The organism is Nonomuraea sp. NPDC047529 (assembly GCF_040642995.1).
GTDB lineage: Bacteria > Actinomycetota > Actinomycetes > Streptosporangiales > Streptosporangiaceae > Nonomuraea.
Window position 1 is genome coordinate 90267 of sequence record NZ_JBEYTJ010000022.1, and the last position, 26840, is coordinate 117106.

Annotated in this window: 25 protein-coding genes and 1 pseudogene; 10 read left to right on the plus strand and 16 right to left on the minus strand. The window is 70.5% G+C overall.

Annotated elements, in window-relative coordinates; genetic code table 11:
- Positions 1–7: 7 nt before the first annotated feature.
- A complete protein-coding gene (locus ABZ815_RS30310; protein WP_357703860.1) occupies positions 8–646 on the minus strand; it encodes a CGNR zinc finger domain-containing protein in 639 nt (212 codons plus the stop codon).
- Between the two features lie 72 nt (positions 647–718).
- Here ABZ815_RS30310 and ABZ815_RS30315 point away from each other — a divergent pair, with 72 nt between their 5' ends.
- From ABZ815_RS30315 to ABZ815_RS30325, 3 genes are all read left to right on the plus strand, one after another.
- Complete coding sequence (locus tag ABZ815_RS30315; RefSeq protein ID WP_357703862.1) at positions 719–1468, plus strand: metallophosphoesterase; 750 nt, start codon at positions 719–721, stop codon at positions 1466–1468.
- Positions 1465–2082, plus strand: coding sequence for a LysE family translocator (locus ABZ815_RS30320; protein ID WP_357703864.1), 618 nt, complete (start codon positions 1465–1467; stop codon positions 2080–2082). The genes ABZ815_RS30315 and ABZ815_RS30320 overlap by 4 nt, the downstream gene beginning before the upstream one ends.
- A gap of 100 nt (positions 2083–2182) precedes the next feature.
- Positions 2183–3166 carry a sugar-binding domain-containing protein gene (locus tag ABZ815_RS30325; protein ID WP_357703866.1) on the plus strand — a complete coding sequence of 328 codons (984 nt, stop codon included), beginning with the start codon at positions 2183–2185 and terminating at the stop codon, positions 3164–3166.
- On the opposite strand, the gene ABZ815_RS30330 is transcribed toward ABZ815_RS30325, so the two are convergent.
- The 5 genes and pseudogenes from ABZ815_RS30330 to ABZ815_RS30350 all read right to left on the minus strand — a co-directional run bounded on the left by ABZ815_RS30330 (position 3103) and on the right by ABZ815_RS30350 (position 7792).
- Positions 3103–4461 (minus strand): MFS transporter, encoded by a 1359-nt coding sequence (locus ABZ815_RS30330; RefSeq protein ID WP_357703868.1) that lies wholly within the window; start codon positions 4459–4461, stop codon positions 3103–3105. The genes ABZ815_RS30325 and ABZ815_RS30330 overlap by 64 nt on opposite strands.
- Positions 4458–6270: pseudogene (locus ABZ815_RS30335) on the minus strand (FAD-dependent oxidoreductase). Before ABZ815_RS30335 ends, ABZ815_RS30330 begins: the two are co-directional and overlap by 4 nt.
- A gap of 275 nt (positions 6271–6545) precedes the next feature.
- Positions 6546–6908, minus strand: coding sequence for a nuclear transport factor 2 family protein (locus ABZ815_RS30340; protein WP_357703870.1), 363 nt, complete (start codon positions 6906–6908; stop codon positions 6546–6548).
- 105 nt (positions 6909–7013) lie between these two features.
- Positions 7014–7598: an ATP-binding protein gene (locus ABZ815_RS30345; RefSeq protein ID WP_357703872.1), complete on the minus strand. Its 585-nt coding sequence runs from the start codon at positions 7596–7598 to the stop codon at positions 7014–7016.
- Positions 7595–7792, minus strand: a complete 198-nt coding sequence (locus ABZ815_RS30350) for a hypothetical protein (protein ID WP_357703874.1) — start codon at positions 7790–7792, stop codon at positions 7595–7597. Before ABZ815_RS30350 ends, ABZ815_RS30345 begins: the two co-directional genes overlap by 4 nt.
- A gap of 245 nt (positions 7793–8037) precedes the next feature.
- Between ABZ815_RS30350 and ABZ815_RS30355 the strand changes: the two genes are divergently transcribed.
- Entirely contained in the window at positions 8038–10110 is a 2073-nt protein-coding gene (locus ABZ815_RS30355) for an endo-1,3-alpha-glucanase family glycosylhydrolase (RefSeq protein WP_357703876.1), read from the plus strand.
- Between the two features lie 658 nt (positions 10111–10768).
- On the opposite strand, the gene ABZ815_RS30360 is transcribed toward ABZ815_RS30355, so the two are convergent.
- On the minus strand, positions 10769–11101 hold the full coding sequence (locus ABZ815_RS30360) for a hypothetical protein (protein WP_357703878.1): 333 nt from the start codon (positions 11099–11101) through the stop codon (positions 10769–10771).
- Positions 11102–11151: 50 nt separating this feature from the next.
- Here ABZ815_RS30360 and ABZ815_RS30365 point away from each other — a divergent pair, with 50 nt between their 5' ends.
- Positions 11152–11439 (plus strand): hypothetical protein, encoded by a 288-nt coding sequence (locus ABZ815_RS30365; protein ID WP_357704021.1) that lies wholly within the window; start codon positions 11152–11154, stop codon positions 11437–11439.
- Positions 11440–11711: 272 nt separating this feature from the next.
- On the opposite strand, the gene ABZ815_RS30370 is transcribed toward ABZ815_RS30365, so the two are convergent.
- Positions 11712–12551 (minus strand): LysR family transcriptional regulator, encoded by an 840-nt coding sequence (locus ABZ815_RS30370; RefSeq protein ID WP_357703880.1) that lies wholly within the window; start codon positions 12549–12551, stop codon positions 11712–11714.
- A 92-nt stretch (positions 12552–12643) separates the two neighbouring features.
- On the opposite strand from ABZ815_RS30370, the gene ABZ815_RS30375 reads away from it, so the two are divergent.
- Positions 12644–13381 (plus strand): SDR family oxidoreductase, encoded by a 738-nt coding sequence (locus tag ABZ815_RS30375; RefSeq protein ID WP_357703882.1) that lies wholly within the window; start codon positions 12644–12646, stop codon positions 13379–13381.
- A 651-nt stretch (positions 13382–14032) separates the two neighbouring features.
- Here the strand turns inward: ABZ815_RS30375 and ABZ815_RS30380 are convergent.
- Both ABZ815_RS30380 and ABZ815_RS30385 read right to left on the minus strand, forming a co-directional pair.
- A complete protein-coding gene (locus ABZ815_RS30380) occupies positions 14033–14575 on the minus strand; it encodes a hypothetical protein (protein ID WP_357703884.1) in 543 nt (180 codons plus the stop codon).
- A gap of 106 nt (positions 14576–14681) precedes the next feature.
- Positions 14682–15281 (minus strand): helix-turn-helix domain-containing protein, encoded by a 600-nt coding sequence (locus ABZ815_RS30385; RefSeq protein ID WP_357704023.1) that lies wholly within the window; start codon positions 15279–15281, stop codon positions 14682–14684.
- An 84-nt stretch (positions 15282–15365) separates the two neighbouring features.
- Here ABZ815_RS30385 and ABZ815_RS30390 point away from each other — a divergent pair, with 84 nt between their 5' ends.
- Entirely contained in the window at positions 15366–16364 is a 999-nt protein-coding gene (locus ABZ815_RS30390; RefSeq protein WP_357703886.1) for an SDR family NAD(P)-dependent oxidoreductase, read from the plus strand.
- A 153-nt stretch (positions 16365–16517) separates the two neighbouring features.
- Here the strand turns inward: ABZ815_RS30390 and ABZ815_RS30395 are convergent, their stop codons facing one another.
- The 4 genes from ABZ815_RS30395 to ABZ815_RS30410 all read right to left on the minus strand — a co-directional run bounded on the left by ABZ815_RS30395 (position 16518) and on the right by ABZ815_RS30410 (position 21614).
- The gene (locus ABZ815_RS30395) at positions 16518–17456 is read right to left on the minus strand and encodes a hypothetical protein (RefSeq protein WP_357703888.1); all 939 of its coding nucleotides are present in this window, start codon (positions 17454–17456) and stop codon (positions 16518–16520) included.
- 363 nt (positions 17457–17819) lie between these two features.
- Positions 17820–19550 (minus strand): ABC transporter ATP-binding protein, encoded by a 1731-nt coding sequence (locus ABZ815_RS30400; protein ID WP_357703890.1) that lies wholly within the window; start codon positions 19548–19550, stop codon positions 17820–17822.
- On the minus strand, positions 19547–21073 hold the full coding sequence (locus ABZ815_RS30405; protein WP_357703892.1) for an ABC transporter ATP-binding protein: 1527 nt from the start codon (positions 21071–21073) through the stop codon (positions 19547–19549). Before ABZ815_RS30405 ends, ABZ815_RS30400 begins: the two co-directional genes overlap by 4 nt.
- A 76-nt stretch (positions 21074–21149) precedes the next feature.
- Positions 21150–21614 carry a MarR family transcriptional regulator gene (locus tag ABZ815_RS30410; protein WP_357703894.1) on the minus strand — a complete coding sequence of 155 codons (465 nt, stop codon included), beginning with the start codon at positions 21612–21614 and terminating at the stop codon, positions 21150–21152.
- Between the two features lie 131 nt (positions 21615–21745).
- On the opposite strand from ABZ815_RS30410, the gene ABZ815_RS30415 reads away from it, so the two are divergent.
- Positions 21746–22567: an NAD(P)H-binding protein gene (locus ABZ815_RS30415; protein WP_357703896.1), complete on the plus strand. Its 822-nt coding sequence runs from the start codon at positions 21746–21748 to the stop codon at positions 22565–22567.
- Between the two features lie 311 nt (positions 22568–22878).
- Here the strand turns inward: ABZ815_RS30415 and ABZ815_RS30420 are convergent, their stop codons facing one another.
- Entirely contained in the window at positions 22879–23127 is a 249-nt protein-coding gene (locus tag ABZ815_RS30420; RefSeq protein WP_357703898.1) for a hypothetical protein, read from the minus strand.
- A gap of 36 nt (positions 23128–23163) precedes the next feature.
- On the opposite strand from ABZ815_RS30420, the gene ABZ815_RS30425 reads away from it, so the two are divergent.
- The gene (locus ABZ815_RS30425; RefSeq protein WP_357703900.1) at positions 23164–24012 is read left to right on the plus strand and encodes an SDR family oxidoreductase; all 849 of its coding nucleotides are present in this window, start codon (positions 23164–23166) and stop codon (positions 24010–24012) included.
- Positions 24013–24176: 164 nt separating this feature from the next.
- On the plus strand, positions 24177–25610 hold the full coding sequence (locus tag ABZ815_RS30430; protein ID WP_357703902.1) for a hypothetical protein: 1434 nt from the start codon (positions 24177–24179) through the stop codon (positions 25608–25610).
- Between the two features lie 54 nt (positions 25611–25664).
- Here ABZ815_RS30430 and ABZ815_RS30435 read toward each other — a convergent pair whose 3' ends face one another.
- A complete protein-coding gene (locus ABZ815_RS30435) occupies positions 25665–26747 on the minus strand; it encodes a hypothetical protein (RefSeq protein ID WP_357704025.1) in 1083 nt (360 codons plus the stop codon).
- Positions 26748–26840 lie beyond the last annotated feature (93 nt).

Consider the following 26840-nt stretch of genomic DNA (forward strand, 5'->3'; position numbering starts at 1 on the left):
GTGCCGGTCAGGACCCGGGCAGCTCTGGGGCGGTCGTGGTGTTGTGGCGCTGGTAGTGGCGTGCGGCTCGGGCGCGGTTGCCGCATGACGGCTTGCACCACTCCTGCCGCCCGTGGCTCTTGACGAAGTAGCGTACGCAGCGCGGCGCGTTGCAGGCCCGCAACTGCTCACGCTGCGGACCGCTCAGGAAATCGATGGCGGCCCGCGCCAGGGCCGCGATCAGCTGGACGCTCGCATCGCGCTCGGTCGACAACACCGCCGTACGGGGTGTTCCGCTCGCGGGCCAGTCGAGTTGCGGGACGATCGCCTCACGGGCGGCAGCCGCGTTGAGGTGCGCCAGCGCCTGCTCGACCGGCATCAGCCGGTGGGCGTCGGCCCGGCTCGGGGGCGCCGGGCTGACCGCTTGCGCGAACAGCGCCCGCACGGCCCGGCGGAGCCCGACGATCTCGCCCCTGAGCTCCTCCCCCGCCGTGAGCTCCGCGACGTCGACGCGGCCGGCCAGCAACTCGGCCTGCTGATGGATCCAGCGGGTCGTGCTCTGCGCCGTCGCCAGGTCGTCGGCGACACCGCCGTTGCCGTCGTGGCGGATCGTGCTCGCCAGTTCCAGTGCCGGCCAGCGCTCCACTCGAACCTCCCGGTTGCTCACGGCCTCTTCCGTACTCTATGGTCCCTAACGCTAAATCCCATTTAACCATTAGACAGCTTGGGGGATCGCACGATGACGTTGCTCTTGGCTCAGATCAGCGACCTGCACCTTGACGGCACCGACAGGGCGACCCGGCGCGCCACCCAGGTCATGGACCACCTGAGGGCGCTGCCCCGCCCGGTCGACGCCCTGCTGGTCACCGGTGACATCGCCGACCACGGCGAGGAGGCCGAGTACGAGCAGGCCGCCCAGATCCTGGCCGCCCCCTTCCCGGTGCTCACCTGCCCCGGCAACCACGACGTCCGCCCGGCCTATCGCAAGGCGCTGCTGCGACAGCCGTCCGCGCCCGGCCCCGTCAACCGGGTGCACCACGTCGCCGGCACCGCCATCCTGATGTGCGACTCCACCATTCCCGGGCGCGACGAGGGCCGGCTCGACCCCGAAACCCTCGCCTGGATGCACGCCACCCTCGACGGACTCGCCCCGGGCACGCCCGCGCTGATCGCCTTCCATCAGCCGCCCGTCGTACTCCACCACCCGCTGCCCGACTCAGGGCGGCTGGAGGCGCCCGGCGGCCTGGCCGCGCTGCTCGACGCCCATCCGCAGGTCGTCGCCGTGCTCACCGGCCACGCTCACACCGCGGCCGCCTCCATCTTCGCCGGCCGTCCTTTGATCGTCGCGCCGGCCGTCACCTGGACCCTGCGCCTGCCGTGGGAGGGCGACCAGCCCGCCGACCGCGACCAGCCGCCCGGCCTCGCCTTCCACATCCTGGACGACGACCACCGCCTCACCACCCACTTCCGCGTCGTGCTCCAGGCATGACCCACACGTACGCGGTCACTGCGTTCCTCCTGGCGATCCTGCCCGTCATCGCCACTCCGGGCGCCAGCCTGACCCTGCTCATCCAGCACGTCACGGCCGGTGGTCACCGGCAGGCCCTCCCGATCATCCTCGGTACGGTCAGCGGCCTGTACACCCACGCGACCCTGGCCATCGCCGGACTGTCGGCCCTGGTCATGCACTCCAGCCAGGCCTTCGCCATCGTCAAACTCCTCGGGGCCGCCTACCTCGTCGGCCTCGGCCTGTGGACCTGGCGCTCCACCACCCTGCCCCCGCCTCCCCTGCTGACGGAACGGCCGAGGCGTACCGGCTCCGTCTACACCCAGGCCCTGCTCGCGAACGTGCTCAACCCCAAGGCGGCCTCCATCTACCTGACCCTGGTCCCGCAGTTCATCGTGCCCGGCCGTCCCCTCAACGGGCAGATCCTCACCCTGGCCACCGCCCATGCCCTGCTGATGGCGGTGTGGCTGCTGACCTGGACGGCCCTGGTTCGCCAAGGGGCGTCCATGCTGCACAAGGCCCGCTTCAGGCGTGCGGTCGGCAAGGTGACGGCGGTGGTGCTGGTCGTCCTCGGTGTCCGGGCCGCCACGACGTAGGCGATGTCGCGGTTGGCGGCGCCTTCCGGCTGCGCCGCCGGGGCTCTCTCACCTGGGAGGACGCTTGCTGATCCGCGGCGCTCGGCTGTAGGAAGGCGATATGTCCGTCGAAGGCGAGCGCCCGGCCGCCGGCCACAGGGTGGAGGACGCCCTGTGGGCGGCCCGCAAGTACTACCTGCACGGTGTCACCATGGACACGATCGCCCGGGAGCTCGGCGCCTCCCGGTCGACGGTGTCCCGGCTGCTCGCGTACGCGCGGGACGTGGGCCTGGTCGAGATCCGCGTGATGCCGCCGCGCTCGCGCTCCACGCGCAGCGAGGCGGATCTCGCCGGCCGCTACGGCGTGCACGCGCACGTGGTGCCGGTGCCCGCCACGGCCTCGACGGTCGAGCGGCTGGAACGTTGTGCCGTCTACACGGCACGGCTGCTCACGTCGGTGTTCGACTCCGACATGATCATCGGCCTGTCGTGGGGCACGATGGTCAACGCGATCAGCCGCTGCCTGGTCCCCAAGCAGACCGCCAACTGCCAGATCGTGCAGCTCAACGGCCTCGGCAACGCCCGCACGACGGGCATGCACTACGCGGGCGCCGTGCTGACCGCGTTCGGGGCGGCGTTCGGCGCGTACGTCCAGCAGTTCCCGTTGCCGCTGTTCTTCGACTCGGCGCGTACCAAGGAACTGCTGCTGGCGGAGCGGAGCGTGCGGCGGGTCGTCGAGCTGCAGCAGAGCGCCGACGCCGTGCTGTTCAGCGTCGGCACCGTGACGGACGGCGTGCCCAGCAGCCCCTACCTGAGCGGCTACTTCCTCGACGAGGCCGACTTCGCCTCACTCAGGCGGGACGGCGCCGTGGGCGACATCGCCACCTCGTTCTACCGCCTGGACGGATCGCACGAGGGCGTCGGCTTCAACGCCCGGACGAGTGGACCCGACCTCGACCAGCTCCGGCAGGTGAAGCACCGGATCTGCGCGATGTCGGGCGACCACAAGGTCGACGCCCTGCACGCGGCCCTCACCGGCGGTTACGTCACCGACCTCGTCATCGACGAGATCACCGCGCACGTTCTGCTGGAGCGCCATCCGTGAGCGCGGACGACGCCTCGCCGCCCTCGGCGTCCCCGCCGCCGAGGGGTGACGTCGCGGCCGTCCTTGACGCCCAGCGCGCCGACGATCGCGATGGCGCACATCACCACCATCAGCGACGAGATCGCCCAGGTGCCCTGAGTGCGCGCGGTCAGGAAGGCCGCGATGAACGGCAGCGTGCCGCCCGCCGCCGCCGCGGCCAGTTCCCGGCTGGCCGCCACGCCCGTGAAGCGCATCCTGGTCGGGAACTGCTCCGGCAACATGGACGCCTGCGCCCCCAGCATCAGGTCGTTCGCGAACGTCAGCACGAGGACCATGGCCAGCCACACCAGCATCGGGTTCCCGGTGTCGAGCAGCCAGAAAAACGGGAACGCCGCGGCGGCGCACAGCGTGGCCCCGGCGACGAACACCGGTCTGCGGCCGAACCGGTCGGACAACGCGCTGGACAGGGGCAGCGTGACGAGCTTGACGGTGTTGGCCACGAGCAGGCCGCCGGTGGCGACCGCCGCCGCCAGCCCGACGTTCCCGGTCACGTAGGAGAGGGCGTAGACGCTCGGGATGTACGTCGCGACGTTCGGCCCGACGCTGACCAGGAAACCCTTCAGCAGCGACCCCGGAGCCTCCCGCAGGACCGCGACGACGGGCGCCGCGCTGCGCTCACCCGCCTCGACCGACTCGGTGAACGCCGGCGTCTCGTCGACCCGCGACCTGATGTAGAGGCCGATCGGCAGGATCAGGATGCTGAGCAGGAACGGCACCCGCCACCCCCAGCTCAGGAACGCGTCCTGCGCCAGCCAGGTGAACGGGGTGAACACCAGGGTGGCGAGGATGACGCCGAGCGCGTTGCCCGTGGGCGGGATGGCGGCGAACAGCCCGCGACGGCCCGGAGGGGCATGCTCGGCGGCCATCAGCGCGCCGCCCGCGTACTCGGCGCCGGCCCCGAGCCCCTGGGCCACGCGGAGCACGACCAGCAGCACCGGGGCGGCGACGCCGATCGACTGGTAACCGGGGATCAGGCCGATCGCCGTCGAGGAGATCGCCATCACGGTCAGCGTCACGACCAGCACGAACCTGCGGCCGTACCGGTCGCCGAGGTGGCCGAACAGCAGGCCGCCGACCGGGCGGGCGAAGAAGCCGACCGCGAACGTGCCGAGCGAGGCCAGCGTCGCCGCGAGCGGGTCGCCCTTGGGGAAGAACACGCCGCCGAAGACGAGCGCGGCCGCGGTGCCGTACAACATGAAGTCGTACCATTCCAGCGCGGTCCCGATCGTGCTCGCGGAGACCACGCGGCGGATCATTGGGCCGCTCCTGACCGGTCGCCCGCGACGGCGAGCCGCTCGGCCTGCGGGCCGAGGTAGGCGCCCTGCTCCAGCAGCCGCCGCTGGAGGCCGGGCACGTCCACGAGCCGCGGCGCGGTGCCGGCGGCGACGGCCATCGCCGCGCCGAGCCCGGCGGCCTCGCCCATCGCGAACGACGGCGGCATCACCCGTACGGCGGCCAGCGCCTCGTGCGTCGCCGAGACGCAGCGCCCGGCCACGAGCACGCCGTCGAGCTCCGCCGGGACCAGGCTGCGGAACGGGATCTCGTAGATGTTGGCGGTGGGCGGGATGCCGTCCTCGAACGGCCCGTCGCCGCCGACCGGGCTGTGGATGTCGACGGGGTAGCCGGCCACCGCGATGACGTCCTCGAAGTGTCTGCCGTCGATGAGATCCTCCAAGGTCAGGACGTACTCGCCGACGATACGCCGGCTCTCGCGCACCCCGACCGTGGCGGCGGTGTCGAGCAGCTTGGCCTCCTCAAGGCCCGGCAGGTTCTCGTGGAAGAAGGTCATGAGCCGGCTCACCTGCCGCCGGCCGAGCACCTCGGCGCGGGTCAGGTCGCCGGCGTCGGTGCCGTTCATGCCGAGCACGCGCGTCGTGTTGATCCGCCAGACGCCGGGCTCCAGCGTCCTGAACAGCTGGACGCCGCGGCGCGGGATCGGGAACCGGCCCTCCTGCCGGGCCCGCTCGACGATGCCCTGGTAGGGGAACAGCTCGTCGGGGTGGGCGTCCTGGTAGGCCCGTACCTTGGCGTCGTCGACGTTCGAGACCCGGAAGAACACCGTCATCGGCTGCACCTCGCCGTCGGCCGTACTCGAAGGCGGCGCCGCCGCGGGCGGCCACGTCGCCGTCGCCCGAGCAGTCGACGGTGACGGTGGCGGGCAGGAGCGCGAGGCCGCTCTTGTTCGCGACGACGACGCCGGTGACCCGGCCGTCGGCCACGACGGTGTCGGCGACGAAGCTGTGCAGCAGCAGCTCGACCCCCGCCTCCAGGCACATCTCCATCGCGGCCTGCTTGGCCGCCTCGGGATCGAACGGCGTGACCGCCTCGTGCCCGAACACCATGAACCCGGAGTACTCGCTCCCGGACTTCGTCCGCGAGGGGTGGACCGCGCCGCCGGCGTCCTCCATCCTGCGGACGAACTCGTCGAAGATCCCGCGGACCAGTTGTGTGCCGCCGTCCAGGGAGAACGACGTCATGCACGGGCCGACGAGCCCTGCTGTCAGGTTGCCGCCGAGGAAGCCGAACCGCTCGACGAGCCGTACGGAGGCGCCGGCGCGCGCGGCGGCGACGGCCGCGGCGATCCCGGCGGGGCCGCCGCCCACGACGAGCACGTCGGTGGCATCACTGATCGGGATGTCGCGCGTAAAGCGGAGGGTAGTCACAGGCACTCCTTCAGTCAGTGCTGGGGTGTCGCGCCACTGTGACGTGCCTGTGAACGGATGGTCAACAGACCTGCACGAACGTGCACGATGCACGTTTCGCACCTTTTGTCGGGGCCGAGGCGTCGGTCCAGATTCCGCGTGGCGACCACCGACATCGCGGGCGTGCGTGACGTGAGCGGGCGTGCGTGACGTGAGCGGGCGTGCGTGACGCCGAGGCTGTCGGAGTCGTCGCCGGCGAAGGTGCTTCATCTCGTGATCGGCGTCGACGGCTGTCTGTCGGGTCCTCGGATCCGATCCTCTGCCCGCGGACCTCCTGTCGGCCACGTCGACGCCGATGGCGCGCCCGTCGGGTTCCCGCCCGTGAAGGGCGTCGATGACGACCTCGGCCCGAACGGGCGGCATCACCCCAGGTCACGGCGTGTCCGTCAGGGGACGCCGACCTCGACTTCCAGGGTGTTCGCCCGCACATCTCCGTGGCCTCGACCTGGTTCGAGCCGCTCTGAGCTGAACCAGTGCACGTCCGGGGCGCCGTTCCCGCTTCGCAGGTCGAAGGTGAATGGTGATTCGCGCGTAGCGGCGGCGTGCGAGCCTGTACCCGCTACTGCGCGAGCTCCCTTCGGTCGAATCTCGCCGACGACCGGCCGGCCGGCCGGCCGTCGGACAACATGTCGGCTATGTCAATCGGTCGTGCCGGCGTGCACGGCGATGATTCGCCAGCCGTGCGTGTCGTCGTACAGCCAAGTACGGGTGTAGCGCATCCTGGCCGCGAACGGCGCCCCGGAAACGGTGCCTTCGATGGTGCCGAGAAACCACGTCACCCCGGTGCGCCCATCGACGAGCACGGTCAACTCCTCCTCGGCCACCCTCGTCACCACCTGCGTCCGAGTGCGGTGCAGCTCCAGATCGTCCGCCTTGGTGGCAACGTTCGCACCGAAGGTGAAGATCAGCCGATCATCCAGCAGCCGATCCAGCGCCTCGACATCTCCAGCGAGCTGCGCGGCCTGGAGCCGGCGCTCGGCGTCCCTCAAGTCCTCCATCATGAGGCCCACCCTCCCAGCCGGCACCGCATCCGCGCCAGGACGTTCACGCTCGGCTGATCTTCGCAGCAGTCCGCTCCGGGGACTCCGATCGCCGACGAGGGGGCGTCAGTTCAGAAGGCTTCCCGACAGCTCATTCACGCTCGGCCAGGACACCGCCTGGCCCAGCGCGGCGAGGACCGCGGCCAGTCGGCCATCCAGCGACCCGCTCAGCTCCAGCACCGGGATGGACTCCCAGGCGCTCAGCGGGTCGTCATAGACCAGGTCCAGCAGCGCGTCGTTCACCCGCGAGCGGAGCACGTGCATCTCCGCAGCCGGCAACACCCGCTCCGTCTCCGCTGTGACCGGCGTGACGATCAGCAGGTCAAGGCCCGCAAAGGCGGCCCGGAGCCCTGCGGTTCCGGTCTCCCCCGAGGGGTCGGCGCCGATCGCGGCCAGGTACGCGAGGTAGTCCAGTGGTGTCCGGTCAAAGACGACCCCGGCCGCCGACAGCGGCGAGGTCATACTCTGCACCGAGCGCGCGAGCATGGCCCGGTAGTCCTCCAAGGACGGGGGGAACCCGAACTCGTACCCCTCCTCCTCAAGCAGGTAGTACGGCTCGTCGACCACCACGTGGCCCGGCAGGTGCGCACACAGCGCCTCGGCCAGCGTCGTCTTCCCGGTCCCGTGCGCGCCGGAGATTCCGACTCTCATCCGCGGCTCCCCGCTTCCCGTGAAGGCTGCCGCGGCGATTCTACGGCCACCGAAGATCCGGCTTGGTTCAGCGTACGAGCGCTCGGGTCGAGTTCGCGCAGCAAGGTCATGCAGTAGATCTCGCCGAGGGAGTTGCCTCGGTCGCCGTACGGCGACAGCTGCCACCGGAACGGCGTCAGCCCATCGATCGTCATGTCGCGATCTTGGCAGGCCCGGCCGACATGGTCAGGGCCCACTTCACCCTTCCGCACTCCTGGTGGCGGCTCTGCCCGTGTGACGGGACGATCACATGTCGGAACATGGCCCGATCCAATCGGATTTACAGCGCAAACGGCTATTTATGGAGCTGACAAAAAGGTGGATTTTATCGCCGGAGGTTTGTAAGGCGCGGCTAAGGTGATCCACATTCACCCCAGGGAACCCCCCGACTGGAGGCCCTTTGTCAACCTATCGACGGGCGGTGCCCGCCGTCCTCGTCGCCGTGGCCTGCGCGCTGAGCGCGGGCGCGGCGGACGCGTCGGCTTCGGCTTCGGCGGCGCCGGTGAGCGTCGTGGTGCCCTCGACCAACGACGTGTTCATCAGTCAGGCCGCGCCGGAAACCGTTTACGGCAGCGCCGAGTGGATGTCGGTCTGCGTCAAGACCTGCAACGACGCCACCAACGCCGAGCGCCGAGCTCTCATGCAGTTCAAGGTCTCCGGCGTCCCGGCCGACGCCCGGAACGTCAAGCTGACGCTCCAGGTGCGTTCGACCCGCACCAGCGACACCACCGTCAGCGCGCACAAGGTCACCGGCACGTGGTCGCAGACCACCACGTCCTGGACCAGCAGACCGACGTTCGGCACAGCGCTGACCAGCCACACCGGCTTCACCGCCGACACGTCGGCGGAACTGGACGTCAGCGAGGCCTACACCGGCAACGGCAGCTACTCCTTCGGGCTGACCGCGTCCAAGGGCCCGGTGGCGGTGCTGTACTCCTCGCGCACGACCGGCAAGGGACCGAACCTCAAGGTCACCTACACGCCTGCCGCCACCCCGACGGCTACCCCGACCACCAGCCCCACCCCCACGGCGTCCCCGACCACATCTCCGACCACATCTCCGACCACATCTCCGACGGCCTCCCCGACGGCGACGGGCAGCGTGCCCTGCCTGCCGTTCGACAAGCCGGCCGCCTCGACGCTGCGCTCCTACGACAAGAAGGTGTTCGCCTTCTACTTCCCGCCCTATCCGCTGTCCATCGACAACAAGGACCCGGCCAAGGACCAGTACGCCTCCTGGCTGGACCCCGCCGGCTCCAACGGCATGTACGCCGGGCAGGGCGGCCACTCCCGCGACCGGCCGCTGACCCGTCCGGTGCGCTCCGGCGACTGGCGGCAGGCGGACTTCGAGGTCGAGGTGCGTCAGGCCATCGCCATGGGCCTGGACGGCTTCGTCTACGAGCACCACACCTCGACCAGCGACCAGCGCTTCAACCAGTTCCCCAAGATGCTGGCGGCCGCCAAGGCGGTGGACCCCGGCTTCCGGATCATGCTCAGCCCGGACTTCCCGACCACCAAGGGCGCCGCGCCCGACAAGGTGATCTCCGACGTCCTGATGGCCAAGGGGCACCCGTCGCTGTACAAGCTGCCCGACGGGACGATCCCGCTGGCGCCGTTCTACCCCGAGCGTCAGAGCCCGGCCTGGTGGGACACCGTGCGCGGGAAGCTGGCCGCCCAGGGCATGAAGACGGTGCTGGTGCCGATCTTCCTGGACTGGAGCGGCTCGGGCAAGACCGAGTGGAACGACTCCGTCGCCGGCTACTCCTCCTGGGGCGTCCGCTGGCAGAGCTCCACGGACGGCTACCGCAAGTCCGGCATCGAGGCGGCCAAGCGCGGCAAGTTCTACATGGCCCCGGCCGCCCTGGAGGACGTCCGCCCGCGTGACAAGCGCTACTGGGAACCGTCCAACAGCGGCACCCTGCGGCAGTCGTTCGTCAAGGCCATGGAGGGCGACGCCGACATCGTCAACCTGCTCACCTGGAACGACTACGCCGAGTCGTGGCTGGCGCCGTCTGTCGAGCGCGGCTACGCGCCCGCCGACGTCGTCGCCTACTACACGACCTGGTTCAAGACCGGCAAGGAGCCCAGCGTCAAGCGCGACGCCCTGTACTACTTCCACCGCAGCCACCGCACCGACGCGCCGTTCGACGCCTCCAGGCAGACCATCGGCGCCATCTCCATCCCCTACGGTGACGCGGCCACCAACAACGTCGAACTGCTCGCCTTCGTCAAGGAGGCCGGCACCCTGACCATCAAGCAGGGCACGGACGTCCAGACCAAGGAGGTGACCGGGCCGGGCATGGTGTCCTTCAAGGCGCCGATGGTGCCCGGGACGACCCCCGTCTTCGAGCTGAAGCGCAACGGCAAGGTCGTCCAGACGGTCAAGAGTGACACCCCGATCGTCAAGAGCGTCGTCTACCAGGATCTGATCAACCACGCAGGCGGCGGCGTCCCCTGCTCGCGCCCGCTGTAGCGCGCCGCCTCCCGGCCCGTCCCGGGGCCGGGAGGCGGCATGTCGCCGCTCGGGGAGCGGATTCACGGCGAGCGCGACCCGCAGCCGCGGGACGGGCCGGGAGGCGGCGCCTCGCAGACCGCGTCCTTGAGGCGCCCAAGTCGACCCTCGCCACCGACGGCGATCGAGAACTCATTCGACACGGTCGGTCATCCGGCCCCGGCGACGGCCCGCGCGATCACCTCTCCATGCCTGGACAGGAGCGCCGTCGACAAGTTCTTGGTTGAGCTGGACGACGCGATGGACCGGCTCTGAGCCGTGCGACAGCAGCCGGCCGCCGAGGTGAACGCGGCGGTGCAGCCGGTGACGTGGGCGACGTCCTTGAGCACGTCCAGCGGATCGATCGCCCCACCGACAGGAGATCTCCGCCTTCAGCGCCTTCAGGGCGGCCGACTCCTCCTGCTTGTCCAGCGGCGGCACGCTGATCCACGGCTCGCCCTTCTTCGCGTGATCGCCACCCTGCCGGTCCAGGGCGGCGTTGCAGGTCGGTAGCCGGTGGGGCGGGTGACGCCGAACTCGTCGGTGATCTGCTGAACGATGCAACGGCGTTCGCCGTCCTCGTACTTCGTGACCTCCGCAGTTGCGTCGCGATTGTCGCGCTCCTTCCGGAAATGCCCCGTCAGTGAGCGAACTCTTCGCGCAAGAACGTCAGTGCTTGTTCGCAATGTGCGACGACGGTGCTGCGCTGGCCGGACTGGATCCAGGCGACAACCGCCACGCGGATCGTCCCGGTGACGGCGTGGGTGATGACACGCGCGCGGAACTCGGCCTCGGGAGTCCGGGGCACTCCGGTCAGCAGGGCTTCGACGACGTGCTCCTGGTCGCGCCACACCAACTGGTGGATGCGAGCTTGAAGTGCCGGCTTGGCGTCGAACAGGTGATATGCGCCGCGTACGCGTTCGGGGCGGCGGGCGGCCAGTGCAGTGATCATCGACCGCGCCACGAGGTCCACGTCTGTTTCGTGAGGGCGGCGCTCGGCGCTTCGCCAAGGTCACCCCTGACATCCACGAGGAGGTGGTCAGGACCGTGGTCGAGGGCGAAACGGTCGCCTGCGAGTTCGTCGAGACCGGCACCCTCACTGTCCCGCCGGGGTTGGCCGACTCCCTTGCCACCGGCCCGACGCGTGGTCGTCCGTACAGGATGGACATCGCCGCGTTCTTCTCCTTCAACCGTGAAGGCCTGATCACGCGGGTGCGCTCATATTGGGACACCAGGGCATTCGCCGAGCAGATCGGCCTCGACGTCGCCGTCATTCGCTCCATGCAGTCTCGCGCTCGAACGCTTGCGTGAGTCTCCGGAGCGAACCGGAACACCGCCGCCGGGAATCATCCGTGGTCCCTTGCGCACACCTGGATGTCGCCGGTGGTGGCCACGGCTGAACCTCGTCAACCCGGCGTGAGCGGTCGGATCTTGTCGTCCGTCACCGACCGGACGACGGTATTGCTGTGACCAGCGGGAGAGGCGCACCCTTGCCCCGCGAGCTCCACGCCGTATTTCCGGATATATCCCGAATCATTGGTGATGCTCGGTACGGCCCGCGGCCCCCGAACAGCGGGTATCGGCTATACGCGGGTCGCGGTGCGGACGAGGTCGGCGACGGCTCTGGATCTGCTGTGCGGCGGCCAGGCGATGACGGTCGTGACGGCCGGGGCGTCCGGCACCGGCACGACGGCGTGGTCGTCGCGTAGCTGGTCGCGGAGCGACTCGGGCACGACGGCGCAGGCCAGCCCGAGGGCGATCAGATGGAACAGTTGGGTATGGTCGCGCACCTGCGGGCCGGGGCCGTCCGGATGACCGCCACCCGGTCCAGGCCAGCGCGGCAGGGGCAGGTCCGTCTGGGCCTTGACCTCGTCCAACGACAGATACGCCCGGTTGGCGAGGGGATGCCCCTTGGGCAGGACCACGACCTGCTGTTCGGTGTGCAGATCCTCGGTGTCGAATCCGGCTGTCGTGTCGTAGGGCCGGTGGAGCAGAGCAACGTCGGCACGCCCGGTGCGCAGCAGCGGTTCCGGCTCGCCCGGCCCGCACAGCATCACCTCGACGGCCACGGCGCCCGGTTCAGCGGCGTAGGCATGCAGCAGCTTCGACAACAGTTCCCTGGACGCTCCGGCCTTGGTCGCCAGGACCACACCGGGCCGGTCGGCCGCGGCGCGGCGGGTGCGGCGCTCGGCGGCTTCGACCGCGTCGAGCGCGAGCCGGGCCTCCCGGAGCAGCACCGACCCGGCCTCGGTCAAGGCGACGGCGCGAGCGGTGCGGTGCAGCAGAACGACTCCGAGCCGCCGTTCCAGCTGCTGGATCGCCCGCGACAGGGGCGGCTGCGCCATCGCGAGCCGTTGTGCCGCCCGCCCGAAGTGCAACTCCTCGGCTACCGCGACGAAGTATCGCAACTCCCGCGTCTCCACCGGCTCATCGTATCCGGCGCTGACCTTGACCAATACCCGTGCGGTATCGTCGCCCACCTGACCGGTCTTGGACGCCCACCCGAGTCCGCAACATGATCGACGGCATGAGTGAACGGACGATCGCGCTGGTGACCGGCGCGAACAAGGGGATCGGATACGAGATCGCCGCGGGCCTGGGCGCCCTTGGCTGGCGAGTCGGTGTGGGCGCGAGGGATCGACATCGCCGCGACACCGCGGTCGAGAAGCTGCGCGCGGCCGGAACCGATGCGTTCGGCGTGCCGCTCGACGTCACCGACGACGAAAGTGTCGCCGCCGCGGCCAAGCTCATCGCCGGCCATGCCGGAGGGCTCGACGTCCTGGTCAACAATGCCGCGATCACCGGCGGGATGCCACAGACGCCGACCACGGTCGAGCCCGCGACCGTGCGAGCTGTCGTGGAAACCAACGTGATCGGCGTCATCCGGGTCACCAACGCGATGCTGCCGATGCTGCGCGACTCGGCGTCACCGCGGATCGTCAACATGTCCAGCAGCGTCGGCTCGCTCGCCCTGCACACCACACCGGGCATCGACATGGGCCAGGTTCCCGCCGCCTACTTGGCCTCGAAGACCTTCCTCAACGCGCTCACCATCCAGTACGCCAAGGAACTGAGCGGCACCAACATCCTGATCAACTCCGGCTGCCCCGGCTTCACCGCCACCGACCTCAACGGCTTCCAAGGCGTCCGCACACCACAACAGGGCGCGGCCATCGCGATCCGCCTCGCCACCCTGCCTGACGACGGACCGACCGGCCAGTTCTTCGACGACGCCGGAACGGTGCCCTGGTGACAGCCACAGCAGCACGAACCATGCATCGCGCGCCGTGCCGGAGCCACGGTCGTCGGCCTTCGAGGAGCTGAGTGCCGGAATCAGCGGTAGCGACCTGGGGCTTCTTCGCCAGTTAGTGATCCGTGACGTGATGGCCCGGACTTCCTACAGCTCCAGCCAGCCGCCCGTCATGATCAGTGGGTACGGCGGCGGGGCGCCAGGACCTCGGTGACCTTGGCGATGGCCTCGGCGCCGGGTTTGACGTAGCGCATGGCGGTGCGAGGGTTCTTGTGCCGGGTCTCGCCCATGATGAGCTGCAGCGGGATCTCGGCGTCGCCGAGGTGGGTGGCTGCAGACTGGCGCAGCCGGTGCAGATTCGAGCCCGGCGTACTTCTCCAGCAGGACGCGAGCGCGGCCGGTGTGCGGGCAGATGTCGCCGGCCGCCGGCGGCGGGCCGGGACCGGGCGCCGTCCGGACAGCCCCGCAAGGCCGGCCCGTCATCCAGCCGCCTGCGCCCTGGATGACGGAAACGCCGCTGACGATGGGGTAACAGCGGCTCATCACAGCCCACAGCTCGTCACTGACCTCCCACGGCTTCGGCTCGGCAGCCCGTGCTCCTCTCGGCTACAGCGAGAGAGCAAAGCACGACAAAGATCATTCTGTTAGGACCTCTCAACCGCGAGCGGGGCGGCGGCGCAGGTGGTAGAAGCAGGCCAGGGCGAGCACTGTCGGGCCCCACAGCGCCGTCGGAATGATGGACACCATCGCCAGCGCCCGCCACCAGCCATTCTCGTACGCGATGCTGTCGGAGACGCCGACCCAGGAGAGCACCATCCAGACCGAGACCGCAGTCAAGAGCAGCACACCGGCCACGGCAGGGACGACCGCTGCCATGGGCGGCACACGTCTGCCGCCGATGACCGGGATCCAGCTCGGGACCACTTCTCCCCAGCCGCGCACCAGACCGATGCCGAGCAGCGCCGCCGACTCGGTGAGCACGCTGAGCCCGAAGACATAGGGGATGCTGATCCACAACGGTGCCACAGGCGCGTCGTTGAGCTGGCCCATGTCGAAGTGGAAGGCGAACGGCAACCTCCACAGGCACGTGGGGAGCAGCAGCCAGGGAAGCGCGTAGGCGGTGCGGAGCGCCCAGCGTGGGGCAGGTTGTGCGGTGTCGCTGGTGGCCGGGGCCGCATGCACGAGTTTCATCGCCATGCCTGCACCTTCTCCCGGCCTCCAGGACGATTGATCGCCTGTGCGGGTGGCTCGCCTCCCCCACGCGAGCCAGTTACGGCTTCCGCACATGGCCGGATGGACGGGGTCAGGTGACGGATTGCGCCACCAAAGCCATGGCCTGCCGCATGGCGTTCCGTACCTCGCCGGGTCCGTCGCCGCGCTGCAGCGCGGTCAGTGCGGCTGCGCTGATCGCGCCCACCATCGCGCCGACCAGGGCGGAGGCGGTGATCGTGTCGAGCCTGTCGGGGAATGCCCGCTGCAGAGCCTGCGCCAGTTCGGCCTGCGCAGTGAGGTATCGCTGAAGCAGCCGGGCCTGTAGCGCCGGCACCGAGGCCGCGAGCCGTGCCCGCAGTGCCGCGAGCCCGCTGGGGAGGTCGCTGTCCCAGGTATCGGCGATCATCTGGTCCATCGCCCGCACCAGCACCTCGGACAGCTGTTCCCCGGCGCGGCGCTCGGCGATCGCCTGCAGCGCCAGATCGACGCGCACGTCGGCATTGGCCAGAAGCACATCCTCCCTGTTCTGGAAGTGGAGGAAGAAGGTGCGGGGGGACACCTCCGCGGCGTCGGCGATCTCGGCCACCGTCACGTGGTCGTAGCCCTTGGCCTCGAACAGGCGCACCGCCGCCTCGATGAGTGCCTGCCGGGTGCGCTGCTTCTTGCGCTCTCGCAGTCCATGCTTCTCCATCACGCAGGGCAGTTTATTGCATCTTCTGAATTAATGCATACTGTGAATCACTACATAGACTGCAGTCAGTGAAGGAGATCGTTCATGGGAAGTCTGGACGGACGCGTCGTCCTCATCACCGGAGCAGGGCGCGGCATCGGGCGGGAAGAGGCGCTGTTCTTCGCCGCCGAAGGGGCCAAGGTCGTTGTCAACGACCCCGGCGTCGCCATCGACGGCACGGGCGGCGACGCCGGCGTAGCCGCGAAGGTCGTCGAAGAGATCACCGCCCACGGCGGACAGGCCGTGGCCAACACCGACAGCGTCACCGACTGGGACGGCGCCCGCCGCATGGTGGAGACGGCTCTGGAGTCCTTCGGCGACCTGCACGTCGTGGTCAACAACGCGACCATCGAACGGAACATGGGCCTGACCGACCTGTCGGCGGAGGACTTCGACGACGTCGTGGCCGTCAAGTTGAAGGGCACCTTCACGGTGACGCACTGGGCGGCCCGCCACTGGCGCGACCGGTATCAGGCAGGGGTCCACGCCGACCGCGCCGTGGTCAACACCTCCTCCGGCTCCGGGCTGCTCAACCCGCTGCCCGCGCAGGTCTCCTATGCGGCAGGCAACGCCGGGGTCGCGGCGCTGACCACCGTGGCCGCCCTCGAACTCGGCCGGTACGGCGTGCGGGTCAACTGCATCTCGCCCTCGATGGCCCGGACCCGCCTCACTCTCGCCGTTCCAGGTATGAGCGAGGAACCGCCGGCGGGCCGGTTCGACCCACTGCACCCGGCCGCCTGCGCACCTGTTGCCGCCTACCTGGCCGGCGCAGCCTGCCCGCTCACCGGCCAGGTGCTGTCGGTACGAGGCGGAACGGTCACGGTCAATCATGGCTGGTCCCTCGGCGGCCACATCCACAAAGACGGGCTGTGGGGCGTGGAGGAACTGGCCGAAAAGGTGAAGGAGCTGCCGATGGACGACCCGTTCGACAAGCTCGCCCAGGCCCTGTCCGGTGCACTCGGCACCGTCGGACGCGACCGACTCCAGGAGATGATCAACACCCTGCTTGACCAGGGAGTCCACTCCGACGCGGCCTCCGCATGACGCGATGAACCACGTCCCGGACTGCGTGCTCAGTCACGCGGTCCGGGGACGGATTGGGGTCTGTTTCATGCCGACGCAGTCGATCCGCCGGCGGACGGCGCGGGTACCGATCCCGACGCGAGCGCGGAGTGATGAGCTCCCCCACGCGCGTCGCTACGGCAGGGCGGGCACGGCCGGCGCGGTGTTGGTCCAGCCGGCCGCGAGCACGGTGTGGGTGCTGGTCTCGTCGAGGGACAGCTTGCCCCTGATCGCGGTCGTCTGGCTCTCGGACAGCAGAAGCATCGTGCCGGTGTCCACGATCAGGTTGGTCTTGTCCTTGATCGTCAGTCCGTTCCGCTGTACGACCTTCGGGTGGTCGATCGACAGGGCCGCGCCCGCTCTGCCCATGCTGTCCTTGGACTCTCCCCGCGAACGGACAGCGGGTATCGTCAGCAAGCTCTGATAGGCCGCGGCGCGGACGTTCTTGGGCGTCGGAAGCCGATAGAGCATCTCCAGCAGCGCCCCGGCGATGAACTCGTCCATGCTGTTCTGACTGACCCGTGAGACCCGCGCGGCCTTGGAGAGCCAGGACTTCAACGCGTTCGGGTCCGCGGGCAGTCGCTGGACCTCGTCGTACGTCAGCCGCTGACCGGCCAGAAAGAACGTGTCGTCCTTGCCCCGTACGGGCCCGACGCGGCCCTTGTCCGGCTCGGTCGACAGCTTCACGACTTGCCCGTCGGCCGTGCGGGTCCACCTGGCCGGCGAGCCGTCACGACGCCACGCCTTCCGGTCCGCCGCGCTCTTCGGGTACGCCCCCGCCGTCCGGTACCCGAACCAGGCCTTGCCGTCGGGCGCGGTCCATTCCTCGTTGAGCGTCTGCTCCACCACCCAGTAGCGATTCGCGCCGCTGCCCATCTGGCGGGGACCGGTGCGCCGGGTCAGCACCCTCGTATGCCAGTAGGCGCCTTCCGCCGGAGCCGACGCGGCGGCCGCGAGCCGTGTCTCCGGTGCCTTCACGACGCCTGGCAGGCCCAGCAGGGCGGCGGCGCCCACGGCGGCCAGGCCGGTGCCGACGGCGATCAGCGGCCGGACCGGGGCGGTCGCGAGCTTCATGGGTTTCCTCCAGAGATGCGAAGTGACGTCCCCCACCCATACGCCTGAGCGCCTCAGGAGGTTGCCTGCGCCCCTCGGGCAAGTTTCGCCCGCGGGAATGAGGCGTAGGCAGAGGATCTGAACCCACGACAGCCATCGGTCCCGGTGCGCGAGGGGCGGCCACTCAGGCTCCGGGGAGCGCGGGACCGGCCCGGCGTCGGCGTGTGGCCCCTCCTCCGCTCGCGTGACGGCGGCCCTGACCGCCGGCCGCCGTCCGCAGTTTCCTGTCCCGACGTACCGGCAGAAAGACGCGAGACGGACACACCGACTGCTCTCGTTCGCACACGCTCTGTGCCGTGCACGCGGATTCACCGATCTCGCAGGTCAGAGCGATGACTCAGGAGTGTGAGCCCTCCACAACGACTGATAGACTCCGCCGGCCGCGACCAGCTCGTCGTGCGCGCCGACCTCCACGACGCGTCCGGCCTCCATCACCACCACCCGGTCCGCGTCCCGCGCCGTGTGCAGCCGGTGCGCGATCGCGATCACCGTACGTCCGTCCAGCACCGCCGCCAGCGACCGTTCGGCGCGACGGGCCGTACGCGGGTCGAGCATGGCGGTGGCCTCGTCGAGGATGACGGTGTGCGGGTCGGCCAGGACGACCCGGGCCAGGGCGAGCTGCTGCACCCGGTCGGGGCCGAGTTCGGCGCCGGAGGACTGCGAACCGAGCTCGTCGTCCAGTGAGGTGACCCAGTCCGCGCCGACGACCGCCAGGGCCTTCTCCATCTGGTTGTCGTCGGCATTGGGGTCGGCCGGCTGCAGGTTGTCGCGGACGGTGCCGAGGAACAGGTGCTGCTCCTGGGTGACCAGCACGACGTGCTTGCGGAGCTGGGCGGGAGACAGGTCGGCGACGGGGACCGAGCCGACGGTGACCGTGCCGAGGCGGGGGCGGTCGATGCCGGCCAGCAGCTTGCCGAGCGTGGACTTGCCGGCTCCCGACGGGCCGACGACGGCCAGGCGCTCGCCGGGCCGCACGGTCAGGTCCACGCCGGTGACGACGTCGTCGGTGGATTCGTAGGCGAAGTGCACGCCGGTCGCCACGATGTGGTCGTCCTGGGGGTCAGGGGCGGTCACGTCGGCCCGCGCCGCCGGGGTCCGGAGTCCTTCGAGCCGGGCGAAGGAGGCGCCGCTGCTCTGCAGCTGTTCCATCCAGATGAGGATGGTCTCGACGGGCTGCTGGAGCTGGCGAAGGTAGAGCACGGAGGAGACCACGGCGCCGAGGGTGACCTGGCCGCTGTCCAGCAGGACTCCGCCGAGCAGCAGGACCAGGACCGGAGGGAGCAGAGCGGAGACCTCCACCGACGGCCAGAGGACGCCGCGCAGGAAGAGGGTTCTGAGCTGGGCGACCCGCCCGCGCTCGATCACCCGCTCGGCGGCGCTGGTCCGCCGGTCCTGGAGGCCGAGTGCTTCGATGGTGCGGGCGCCGGCGGCGTTGGCGGCCAGGTGTTCGGCCAGTTCCGAGCGGGCGGCGCCCTCCTCCAGGTAGGCGTCGCGGGCGCGGCGCAGGTACCAGCGGGAGGCGGCCGCGACGCCGGCGAGCGCGACCAGACCGCAGGCTCCCATCAGCGGGTCGACCAGGAAGACGGCCACGACGAGGAAGAGTGCCTGCAGGGAGGAGATCAGCACGGCCGGGGCGGCGTCGCGCAGGGTGCGCCCGACCACGCCGACGTCCGTGGTGCCACGGGCGGTCAGGTCTCCGGTGCGGATGTGCTCGACCGTGGCGGCGGGCAGGGCGAGCACCCGGTCGAGGAACTCCTGGCGGATGTGCTCCTGGGTGCGCTCGCTGAAGCGGGTGCCGACCTTCTCGGCATATCGGGACAGGATGAGCTGCAGCAGCGCCCCGCCCACGGCGACCGCGGCCAGGACGTCGATGGCGCCGCCGGCGGAGATGGTGTCGATGATGCGGCCCAGCAGCCACGGGCTGACCAGGGCCGCGGACGCCGCCAGGCCGTTGAGGAGGAGGGTGGCGGTGAACCCGGGGACGTCGCGGCGGATCAGTCGCAGGGCCGCCTGCCGCACGTGCTTGCGGTCGGCGACGGGGAGGTCGCGGATCATGACACCACCGTCCGGTACTCGTCGCTGGATTCCAGCAGGTCGCGGTGGGTGCCGGTCGCGGACACCCGGCCGTCCTCGATCAGGACGACCTGGTCGGTATGGGCGAGCAGCAGCGGCGACGTGGTGGCGACGACCGTCGTACGGCCGGCGCGCGCCGCACGAAGGCGCTGCGCGAGCAGGGATTCGGTGTGCGCGTCCAGCGCGGAGGTGGGCTCCACCGCCAGCAGCACCTCGGGATCGGCCACCAGTGCCCTGGCCAGGCGCACCCGCTGCCGCTGGCCGCCCGACAGGTTGCGCCCGGCCGGTTCGATCATGGAGTCCAGCCCGTGGCGCAGTCCGGCGACCACGTCCTGGGCGGCGGCGACGGTGACGGCGCGACGGATGGTCTCGTCGTCGGCCGCGCCCCGGCCCTGCAGCACCTCGCGCAGCGTGCCGGCGAACAGCGCGGCGTCGTGGTCGGCGATCAACGAGGTGCCGTCGAAGCCGCCGAGGCTCTCCAGCAGCGCCACGCTCTCCTCGGGGCGGGCGCTGACCAGCCCCACAAGGCTTCCCGGCGTGATCTCCAGCGTCCCGAGGGAGCGGGGGCGGTCGCCGGGCCGTAGCGCGAGGAAGCGGGTGACCTGCCGGGCGGCGACCAGGCCGTGGCTGATCTGGAAGCTGCCCTCGATGAAGAACGAAACGGGGACCACCAGCATGGCGATGTATCCGTAGACGCCGACCAGCTCGCCCACCGTGATCGCGCCGTCTGCGGCCAGCCTGGCGCCCAGCCACGTCACCGCTGCCAGGAACAGCGCGGGCAGCCCGACGCCCAGCGCGCCGATCCAGCTCGTCAGCGACGCCACTCGGTAACCCTGCTCGCGCAGGCGCGCCGAGTCGGCGAGGTAACGCTCGGCGTAGGCGTCCTTGCCGCCGAACGCGTTGAGCACCCGCAGCCCCTCGATCAGGTCCACCAGCCGGGTGGTCAGTCTGCCCTGGCTCTCGCGGTAGCCGTTCTGCACCTTCATCAGCCGCCCGAGCAGCGGCCCGAGCACGATCGCCAGCACCGGCACGCCGAGCAGCACCACCACGGCCAGCACCACGGAGACCTGGAGCAGCAGCGCCGCCACCACCCCGTAGCTGATCATCGCGCCCACCCCGGGACCCGTCACCGTCAGCGCGGCGGCGATCGTGATGACGTCGCCGATGCCGATCGTCACGACCTCGCCTGCCGAGGTGCGCTTGGTCAGGTCCGCGCCGAGAGTGTTGATCTGCTCCACCAGGGCGCGCACCGTGCGGAAGTTGGCGTCCATCCGGATCTTGGTCATCGTGCGGTGCCGCATCATCGCGAGCCAGGCGTTGGCGAGGCCGGAGCCGAGCAGCGCCAGGACCCAGCCGGGCGCCAGGTTGTCGTCGATCGCCCTGGACAGCAGGTACGGCGGGAGCGTGAGGCCGACCGTCCACAGGGTGCCCAGTGTCGCACCCAGCGCGACCCGGCCCTTCTGCGCCCACGCCAACCAGTACAGATACCGAGCTGCCGCCTTCATGGCGATCACGCTAGACCATGCTTTCACCGTCCTGCCGAACGGGGTCTCGGGGGCGGCCGGGTGGCCGAAGCAGACCCTAGGTGGAAGCCGTGAGGCGCTGCGCCTGCGCGCGGCCCACCGAAGCGGCCCGGTGGAGGTAGTCGGCGATCAGGGCCAGCGCGTCGTCGTCGTAGTGGTCGAGCATCTCGACGAACGCCTTGCCCGGGACGTCCCAGGCCGAACCGATCCGGGCGCGGGCCTCCGGGGACAGGGCGACCAGGGCGCGCCTGCGGTCGGCCGGGTCGGCGTGCCGTACGACGAGACCTGCTTTGTCCAGGCGGTCGACCAGGCGGGTGGCCGATCCCGGGGTGAGACCGGCCAGGCGGGCGATCTCACCGGTGCTGATCGGCCCGTCCTCCAGATCCAGCAGGGCCACGCATTGCAGGTCGGTGGGATGGAGGCCGAGCCGGTCGGCCATGGCCTGGTTGAACAGCGTGTAGGCCGCGTAGTGGCGCTGACTCTCGTCGCTGATGCGCTTGAGTGTCTCGGCTCGGTTTGACACGGGCGGCTCCATCCTCCTCATAATGTGCGTCACGCAATACTTGCGCGACACAACTTCTGTGTCACGCCTTCATTCTATCGACAGGCGCCTCGCTCAAGGTGGCGAGCGCCTGTGAGGGGATCTGTACTGACATGACCACTCTTGTCACGGGCGCTCGCGGCGCTGTCGCGACCGCGCTCATCGGCCTCCTGCGCGAGCAGGGCCTGCCCGTACGACCGGCCTCCAAGGCCCCCGCCGACCCGTCCGTCGTCAGGTGCGACCTGGGCGACCCGACCACCTTCGTTCCCGCGCTCGCAGGCGTGACCTCGGTCTTCCTCTACGCCGAACCGTCACACGCGCAGGAGTTCGCCGCGGCGGCCGAGGCCGCCGGGGTCGAGCACGTCGTGCTGCTGTCCTCTGCTGCCGTGCTCACGCCCGACCCCGACAGCAGCCCCTTGGCCGCCTCGCATCTCGTCTCCGAACGCGCCCTGGCCGCCTCACCCGTGCCGAGCACCGTTCTGCGGCCCGGCACCTTCTGCGGCAACGCGATGGCATGGTCGTGGGCGATCAAGTCGGGGAGGCCGATCACCCTGCCCTACCCGCACGCGCACGTCGACGCCATCCACGAGGCGGACATCGCGGCGGTGGCGGCTGCCGTCCTGGCCGACCCCGCCCTCGGCGGCAGGACGTACAGACTGACCGGACCGCAGTCGCTCACGTTCACCGACCAGGTCGAGACCCTCTCGCGCGTCACCGGACGGGACATCGCGATCACACCCGTCACCAGGCAGGAGTGGAAGGCCGAAATGGCGCAGTACATGGACGCGACCCTCGCGGACGCCCTGCTGGACTACTGGAAGGGCTGCGACGGCCGGCCGATCGAGCTCACCTCGCTCGTGGAGGAACTGACCGGGACGCCCGCGCGGACGTTCGCCTCCTGGGCCGAGGAGAACCGGACGGCGTTCCTCGGCTAGCCACCCGCGCACGCCGTTCCCTGGACGCCATCGGCCACCCCGCCGTCCAGGGCGGTCCGGCGGGTCTGCGGACGTTCACCGGCCGGTCCGAAGTTGCAGCGCCCCGGCCTGGAGTGTTAGCGTCGCCGCCGTCCGGTTGATCAACTCCGGACTTTCCGCATCCTGGCGATCAATCGGGAGCCTCGAGAACAGACGAACACATGAAGGACCTTGATCGACAAGCCCGCGAGCGGGTGGATCAGGGTTGAGAGGGCCGAGCAGGCCGGTTCGCGTCAGGTTCACGCCTGACCGATCCCATCTCCGTCGCCCGTTCAGGGCCGATGTTCTTCCGTTCGTTCGCAGGCTCCGCCGGAGTTTGCTTCTCTGATCGCCAGGATCTTCGTGACTTCCCGTTCTTCCGTACCTGCCGTGACCGCGCCCGCCGGCGCCACCATCCCCTCGCGAGCATGGTCCTGTTCGCGCTGATCGGGCTGCTGTGCGCGGTGATCGACGCCGGCCCGGTGCTCCATCGCGATCGCGTCGATCGGGCTGGCCCTGTCCCTGTTCCTCCCCGACGTCAAGCTCTCCCGTTCCTGAACTCCGAGAAAGGACCTCTCATGTTCCTCGTCACCGGCGCCACCGGCACGGTCGGCTCCGAACTCCTCGCCCTGCTCGCCGGCCGGAACGTCCCCGTCCGGGCCATGACCCGCGATCTCGCCAAGGCCACGTTCCCCGCCGGCGTCGAGGTCGCCACCGGTGACTTCGACCGGCCCGGCACCCTCGACGCCGCACTCGACGGCGTCGACAAGGTCTTCGTCCTGCCGCCCGGCTACGGCCCCGACGGCCCCGTCCAGGAACGCAACCTGGTCGCCGCGGCGGCCCGGGCCGGGGCGTCACATCTGGTCAAGCTGTCCACCAGCGGCGTCACCTTCGACGCCACCGACCCCATCAGCACCGGCCACCGGCTCGGCGAACAGGTCATCATGGACTCCGGCCTGCCGTGGACGATCCTGCGCCCCGGCACCTTCATGGTCTACCTGTACGGCTACGCCCCGGCCATCGCCGCCGAGCACACCATGTACGTCACCCAAGGCGACCCCGTCTCCGCGATGATCCATCCCCGCGACATCGCGGCCGTCGCCGCGCACGTCCTCACCACGCCCGGCCACGACGGCCAGGCGTACACCCTCACCGGCGGCCGGGCCCTCTCGCCCCGGGACCAGGCCGACATCGTCGGCCAGGTGCTCGGCCACCCGATCAAGCTCGTCGAACGCACGCCGTCCGAAACCCGGGCGGAATTCGAACGCCTCGGCTGGTCGGGGCCTCGGCTGGAGGCGCTGCTGGAGCTCAAGCGCCAGTCGACCGCCTGGGACCGGCAGGTCTTCGACACCGTCGAAAGGCTCACCGGCCAGCCGCCGCTGACCCTTCACGACTGGGTCCGGGAGAACATCCACATCTTCCGGTGAAGAAATCGCATGAGGGCCGGAACCCGTTCCGCTGAGGTTTCGCGTGGTCGGGCAGAGATCAGCCCACAGTCGCAGACGGGGCGCGAAGGGTCATACCGGGGTCGCAGGCGACTCTCGGTACTGGGCCCGATGTCCGGTCGGGGTCGGTCCGCCACGGTGATCACATGAACGTGACCGTGTTCGGGCTCTCCCCCGTAGAGCTCGTGGCCTTGGCATCCGCAGTCGCACTGGTGCCGGCCCGCTGGCTGCCGCCCAGGGCGCGCCACCTCTCGACACTGGCCGGCGCGGCGCTCCTCGCGGTGTCCGCGACCGTGCTGGCCGTGCTCGGGATCCGCTGGCAACTCCTCCCCGTCCTCGCGGGAGGGGCCATCGCGCTGGCGTTCGCTGCTCCTTCACTGCTGCGATGGCGTGCCGGACGGCCCGTACGGCGGGCTCGATGGTGGCTGGCCCTGCCGGGATCGGCGGCCTGCCTGGCCCTGATCCTCGCGGGCGCGGTGGCGGCGTGGGCGCTGCCCGTGCCCGTGTTCCCCGAGCCGTCGGGCGCCTACGCCGTCGGCACCACCGTCGTGCAATGGAGCGACCCTGATCGCGCGGAGAACGCCACGTCCCGGACCGATGACAAGCGGACGGTCGTCGTCCAGCTCTGGTATCCCGCGCAGGACGCTCCCCCGGCCGCCCAGCGGGCCCGGTACCTCGGCCGCACCATGCGAGAAGCACAGCTCGTCGCCCGTGGTGAGGCCGACTACCTGGGCCTTCCGGGCTTCATCCTCGACGAGCCGCCACGCGCCCGCACGAGCTCGGTGCCCGATGCGCCGGTGGCCGGCGGAGGCGGCCGGTTCCCCGTGGTGCTGTTCTCGCCCGGGCTCGGCGGCGTGCGCACCCAGAACACCGCCTGGGCCGAGGAACTGGCCGGCCGCGGGTACGTCGTGGCGGCCCTCGACCACCCGTACGACTCGGCCGTCGTCACCCTCACCGACGGCCGGACGATCCGCACCCGGGTCGCGGCCACCGGCGACCAGACGGAGGACGACAGGCGCGCGGCCGGGTGGACGGCGGTCCGGGCCGCCGATCTCAGCTTCGTGCTCACCCAGCTCGGCCGCCTGGACCGTGGAGAGATCCCCGGCCTCCTGACCGGGCGGCTCGACATCCGCCGCGCCGCGGCGACCGGCCACTCCCTCGGAGGCGCCGCCGCCCTGCAGGCCGCCCGCCAGGACCCCCGGTTCGCAGCCGTCATCGACCTGGACGGCTTCCCCCGCGACCCCGTGACGCGACCGTTCCACCAGCCCGTGCTCGCGCTCACCCACGACGTCGAACCGGGCGAGACGCCGGAATACATCCCGCGCCTCACGCGGGTGCTTCAGCTCAGCACGGCGACGAGCTACCGGCTCACCGTCCCCGGCACGGCGCACCTCACCTTCACCGACGCCCCGCTCTTCCTGCCGCCCCTGCCCGCGCTCGTCGGCTCGCTCGGCCGGACCGCCGGGCCGCGCATCACCGCGGAGGCCACCGTCGCCTTCCTGGACGCGGTCCTCCGTGGCGAATCCGGCGACCTGGCCACGGCCCTGTCCAGATACGGCCACCTGACCTCGGTGTCCTGATCAGATCCCCGGTCGTGACAGGGCGCCTCCCGTCCGTGGGAAGATCGTGCGGGTTCAGCCCGCCAAAGGCTGCTGATCCGGCGTCCTGTGCGGGGCGGCGATGCGGAGTCCGGCGAGTGCGACGAGCAGCATCGCGACCGAGGACCAGGCGGCCCAGTCGCCCAGGCTGGTGTAGACGGTCGAGGCGCCCTGCTGCGGCAGCGCCGCGAACACCGTCTCCACGCCGGATTCGCCGCTGCGGCCTTCGGCCAGCACCCGTCCCCGGGTGTCGCTCACCGTGAGGAAGCCCTGGCGGGCCACGCGGACCACCGACAACCCGCTCTCCACCCCGCGGACCATCGCCATGCGGCTGTGCAGCCAGGCGTCGTCGTCGAAGTCCCAGGCGGGGGCGAGCAGCGCCGTCGCGCCGGCCTGACGGTACTGGCGTACCAGCCAGGGGAAGTCGAGGTCCTTGCAGATGATCAGGCCCGTCGTCGGGCCGAGCATGGTCAGCGTGCTGCCGGACGTGAACTCCGACTCCAAGCCGGGAATCATGTGGTGCTTGTCGTAGCGGGCGCCTGATGGGTAGACCAGCGCGCTGTTGGTCCGCGTCGCGCCGGTGCCGAGCGCGACGCCGGCGACGACCGTCACTCCCGGCCTGGCCAGCGGCAGGTGGGCGGTGGCCGCGTCGAACGTCATCTCCGGCAGCACCGCGATCCCGGCACCGCAGGCGGCGGCCGCCTCGACGGCCCGGCCGTAGCGCCGGAGCAGGTCGCGCCCCTGCGGGGTGTCCGGTTCCGCGGTGCCGAGCGGGTTGTCGGTGGAGATCAGCGCGACTTCGCGGTGCTGCCCGCCGTCCTGGCCGGTGCCGAGCCGCACGAAGCCGTACGCCAGGGCCGGCGCCACCGGCGCGCCCGCGGTCACCGCGACAGGGAGCCGGCGGGTCGCGCCCGGTGCGAGAAGCGCGGCCGCGGCGGCGGGCACGAGCAGGAGCAGGAAGGTGATCCCCCAGACGCCGGCGACGGAGGCCGTCTGCACGACGGGCAGCACGTCGGCCTGCGTGTATGCCAGGCTCCACCAGGCGCCGTGCGGTCCGGCCAGCGCCATCAGGTATTCGACGCCGACCCACAGCGCCGGTACGGCGAGCACGGCCGACAGCGGCCGCCGCCGGCGCGACCCACGTTGATCATTCGCTCATTATCGGCCGCCACCCGACGGGCTCCACTCCCTGACGAAAGTAAGGGGCCGAAG

What these genes read in the sequence shown, in the direction of transcription:
- ABZ815_RS30315 (WP_357703862.1), top strand. Translation starts at nt 719, where the DNA reads ATGACGTTGCTCTTGGCTCAGATCAGCGACCTGCACCTTGACGGCACC.
- ABZ815_RS30320 (WP_357703864.1), top strand. Translation starts at nt 1,465, where the DNA reads ATGACCCACACGTACGCGGTCACTGCGTTCCTCCTGGCGATCCTGCCC.
- ABZ815_RS30325 (WP_357703866.1), top strand. Translation starts at nt 2,183, where the DNA reads ATGTCCGTCGAAGGCGAGCGCCCGGCCGCCGGCCACAGGGTGGAGGAC.
- ABZ815_RS30330 (WP_357703868.1), bottom strand. Translation starts at nt 4,461, where the DNA reads ATGATCCGCCGCGTGGTCTCCGCGAGCACGATCGGGACCGCGCTGGAA.
- ABZ815_RS30340 (WP_357703870.1), bottom strand. Translation starts at nt 6,908, where the DNA reads ATGATGGAGGACTTGAGGGACGCCGAGCGCCGGCTCCAGGCCGCGCAG.
- ABZ815_RS30345 (WP_357703872.1), bottom strand. Translation starts at nt 7,598, where the DNA reads ATGAGAGTCGGAATCTCCGGCGCGCACGGGACCGGGAAGACGACGCTG.
- ABZ815_RS30350 (WP_357703874.1), bottom strand. Translation starts at nt 7,792, where the DNA reads ATGACGATCGATGGGCTGACGCCGTTCCGGTGGCAGCTGTCGCCGTAC.
- ABZ815_RS30375 (WP_357703882.1), top strand. Translation starts at nt 12,644, where the DNA reads ATGATCGACGGCATGAGTGAACGGACGATCGCGCTGGTGACCGGCGCG.
- ABZ815_RS30380 (WP_357703884.1), bottom strand. Translation starts at nt 14,575, where the DNA reads ATGGCGATGAAACTCGTGCATGCGGCCCCGGCCACCAGCGACACCGCA.
- ABZ815_RS30385 (WP_357704023.1), bottom strand. Translation starts at nt 15,281, where the DNA reads ATGGAGAAGCATGGACTGCGAGAGCGCAAGAAGCAGCGCACCCGGCAG.
- ABZ815_RS30390 (WP_357703886.1), top strand. Translation starts at nt 15,366, where the DNA reads ATGGGAAGTCTGGACGGACGCGTCGTCCTCATCACCGGAGCAGGGCGC.
- ABZ815_RS30395 (WP_357703888.1), bottom strand. Translation starts at nt 17,456, where the DNA reads ATGAAGCTCGCGACCGCCCCGGTCCGGCCGCTGATCGCCGTCGGCACC.
- ABZ815_RS30400 (WP_357703890.1), bottom strand. Translation starts at nt 19,550, where the DNA reads ATGATCCGCGACCTCCCCGTCGCCGACCGCAAGCACGTGCGGCAGGCG.
- ABZ815_RS30405 (WP_357703892.1), bottom strand. Translation starts at nt 21,073, where the DNA reads ATGAAGGCGGCAGCTCGGTATCTGTACTGGTTGGCGTGGGCGCAGAAG.
- ABZ815_RS30415 (WP_357703896.1), top strand. Translation starts at nt 21,746, where the DNA reads ATGACCACTCTTGTCACGGGCGCTCGCGGCGCTGTCGCGACCGCGCTC.
- ABZ815_RS30425 (WP_357703900.1), top strand. Translation starts at nt 23,164, where the DNA reads ATGTTCCTCGTCACCGGCGCCACCGGCACGGTCGGCTCCGAACTCCTC.
- ABZ815_RS30430 (WP_357703902.1), top strand. Translation starts at nt 24,177, where the DNA reads ATGAACGTGACCGTGTTCGGGCTCTCCCCCGTAGAGCTCGTGGCCTTG.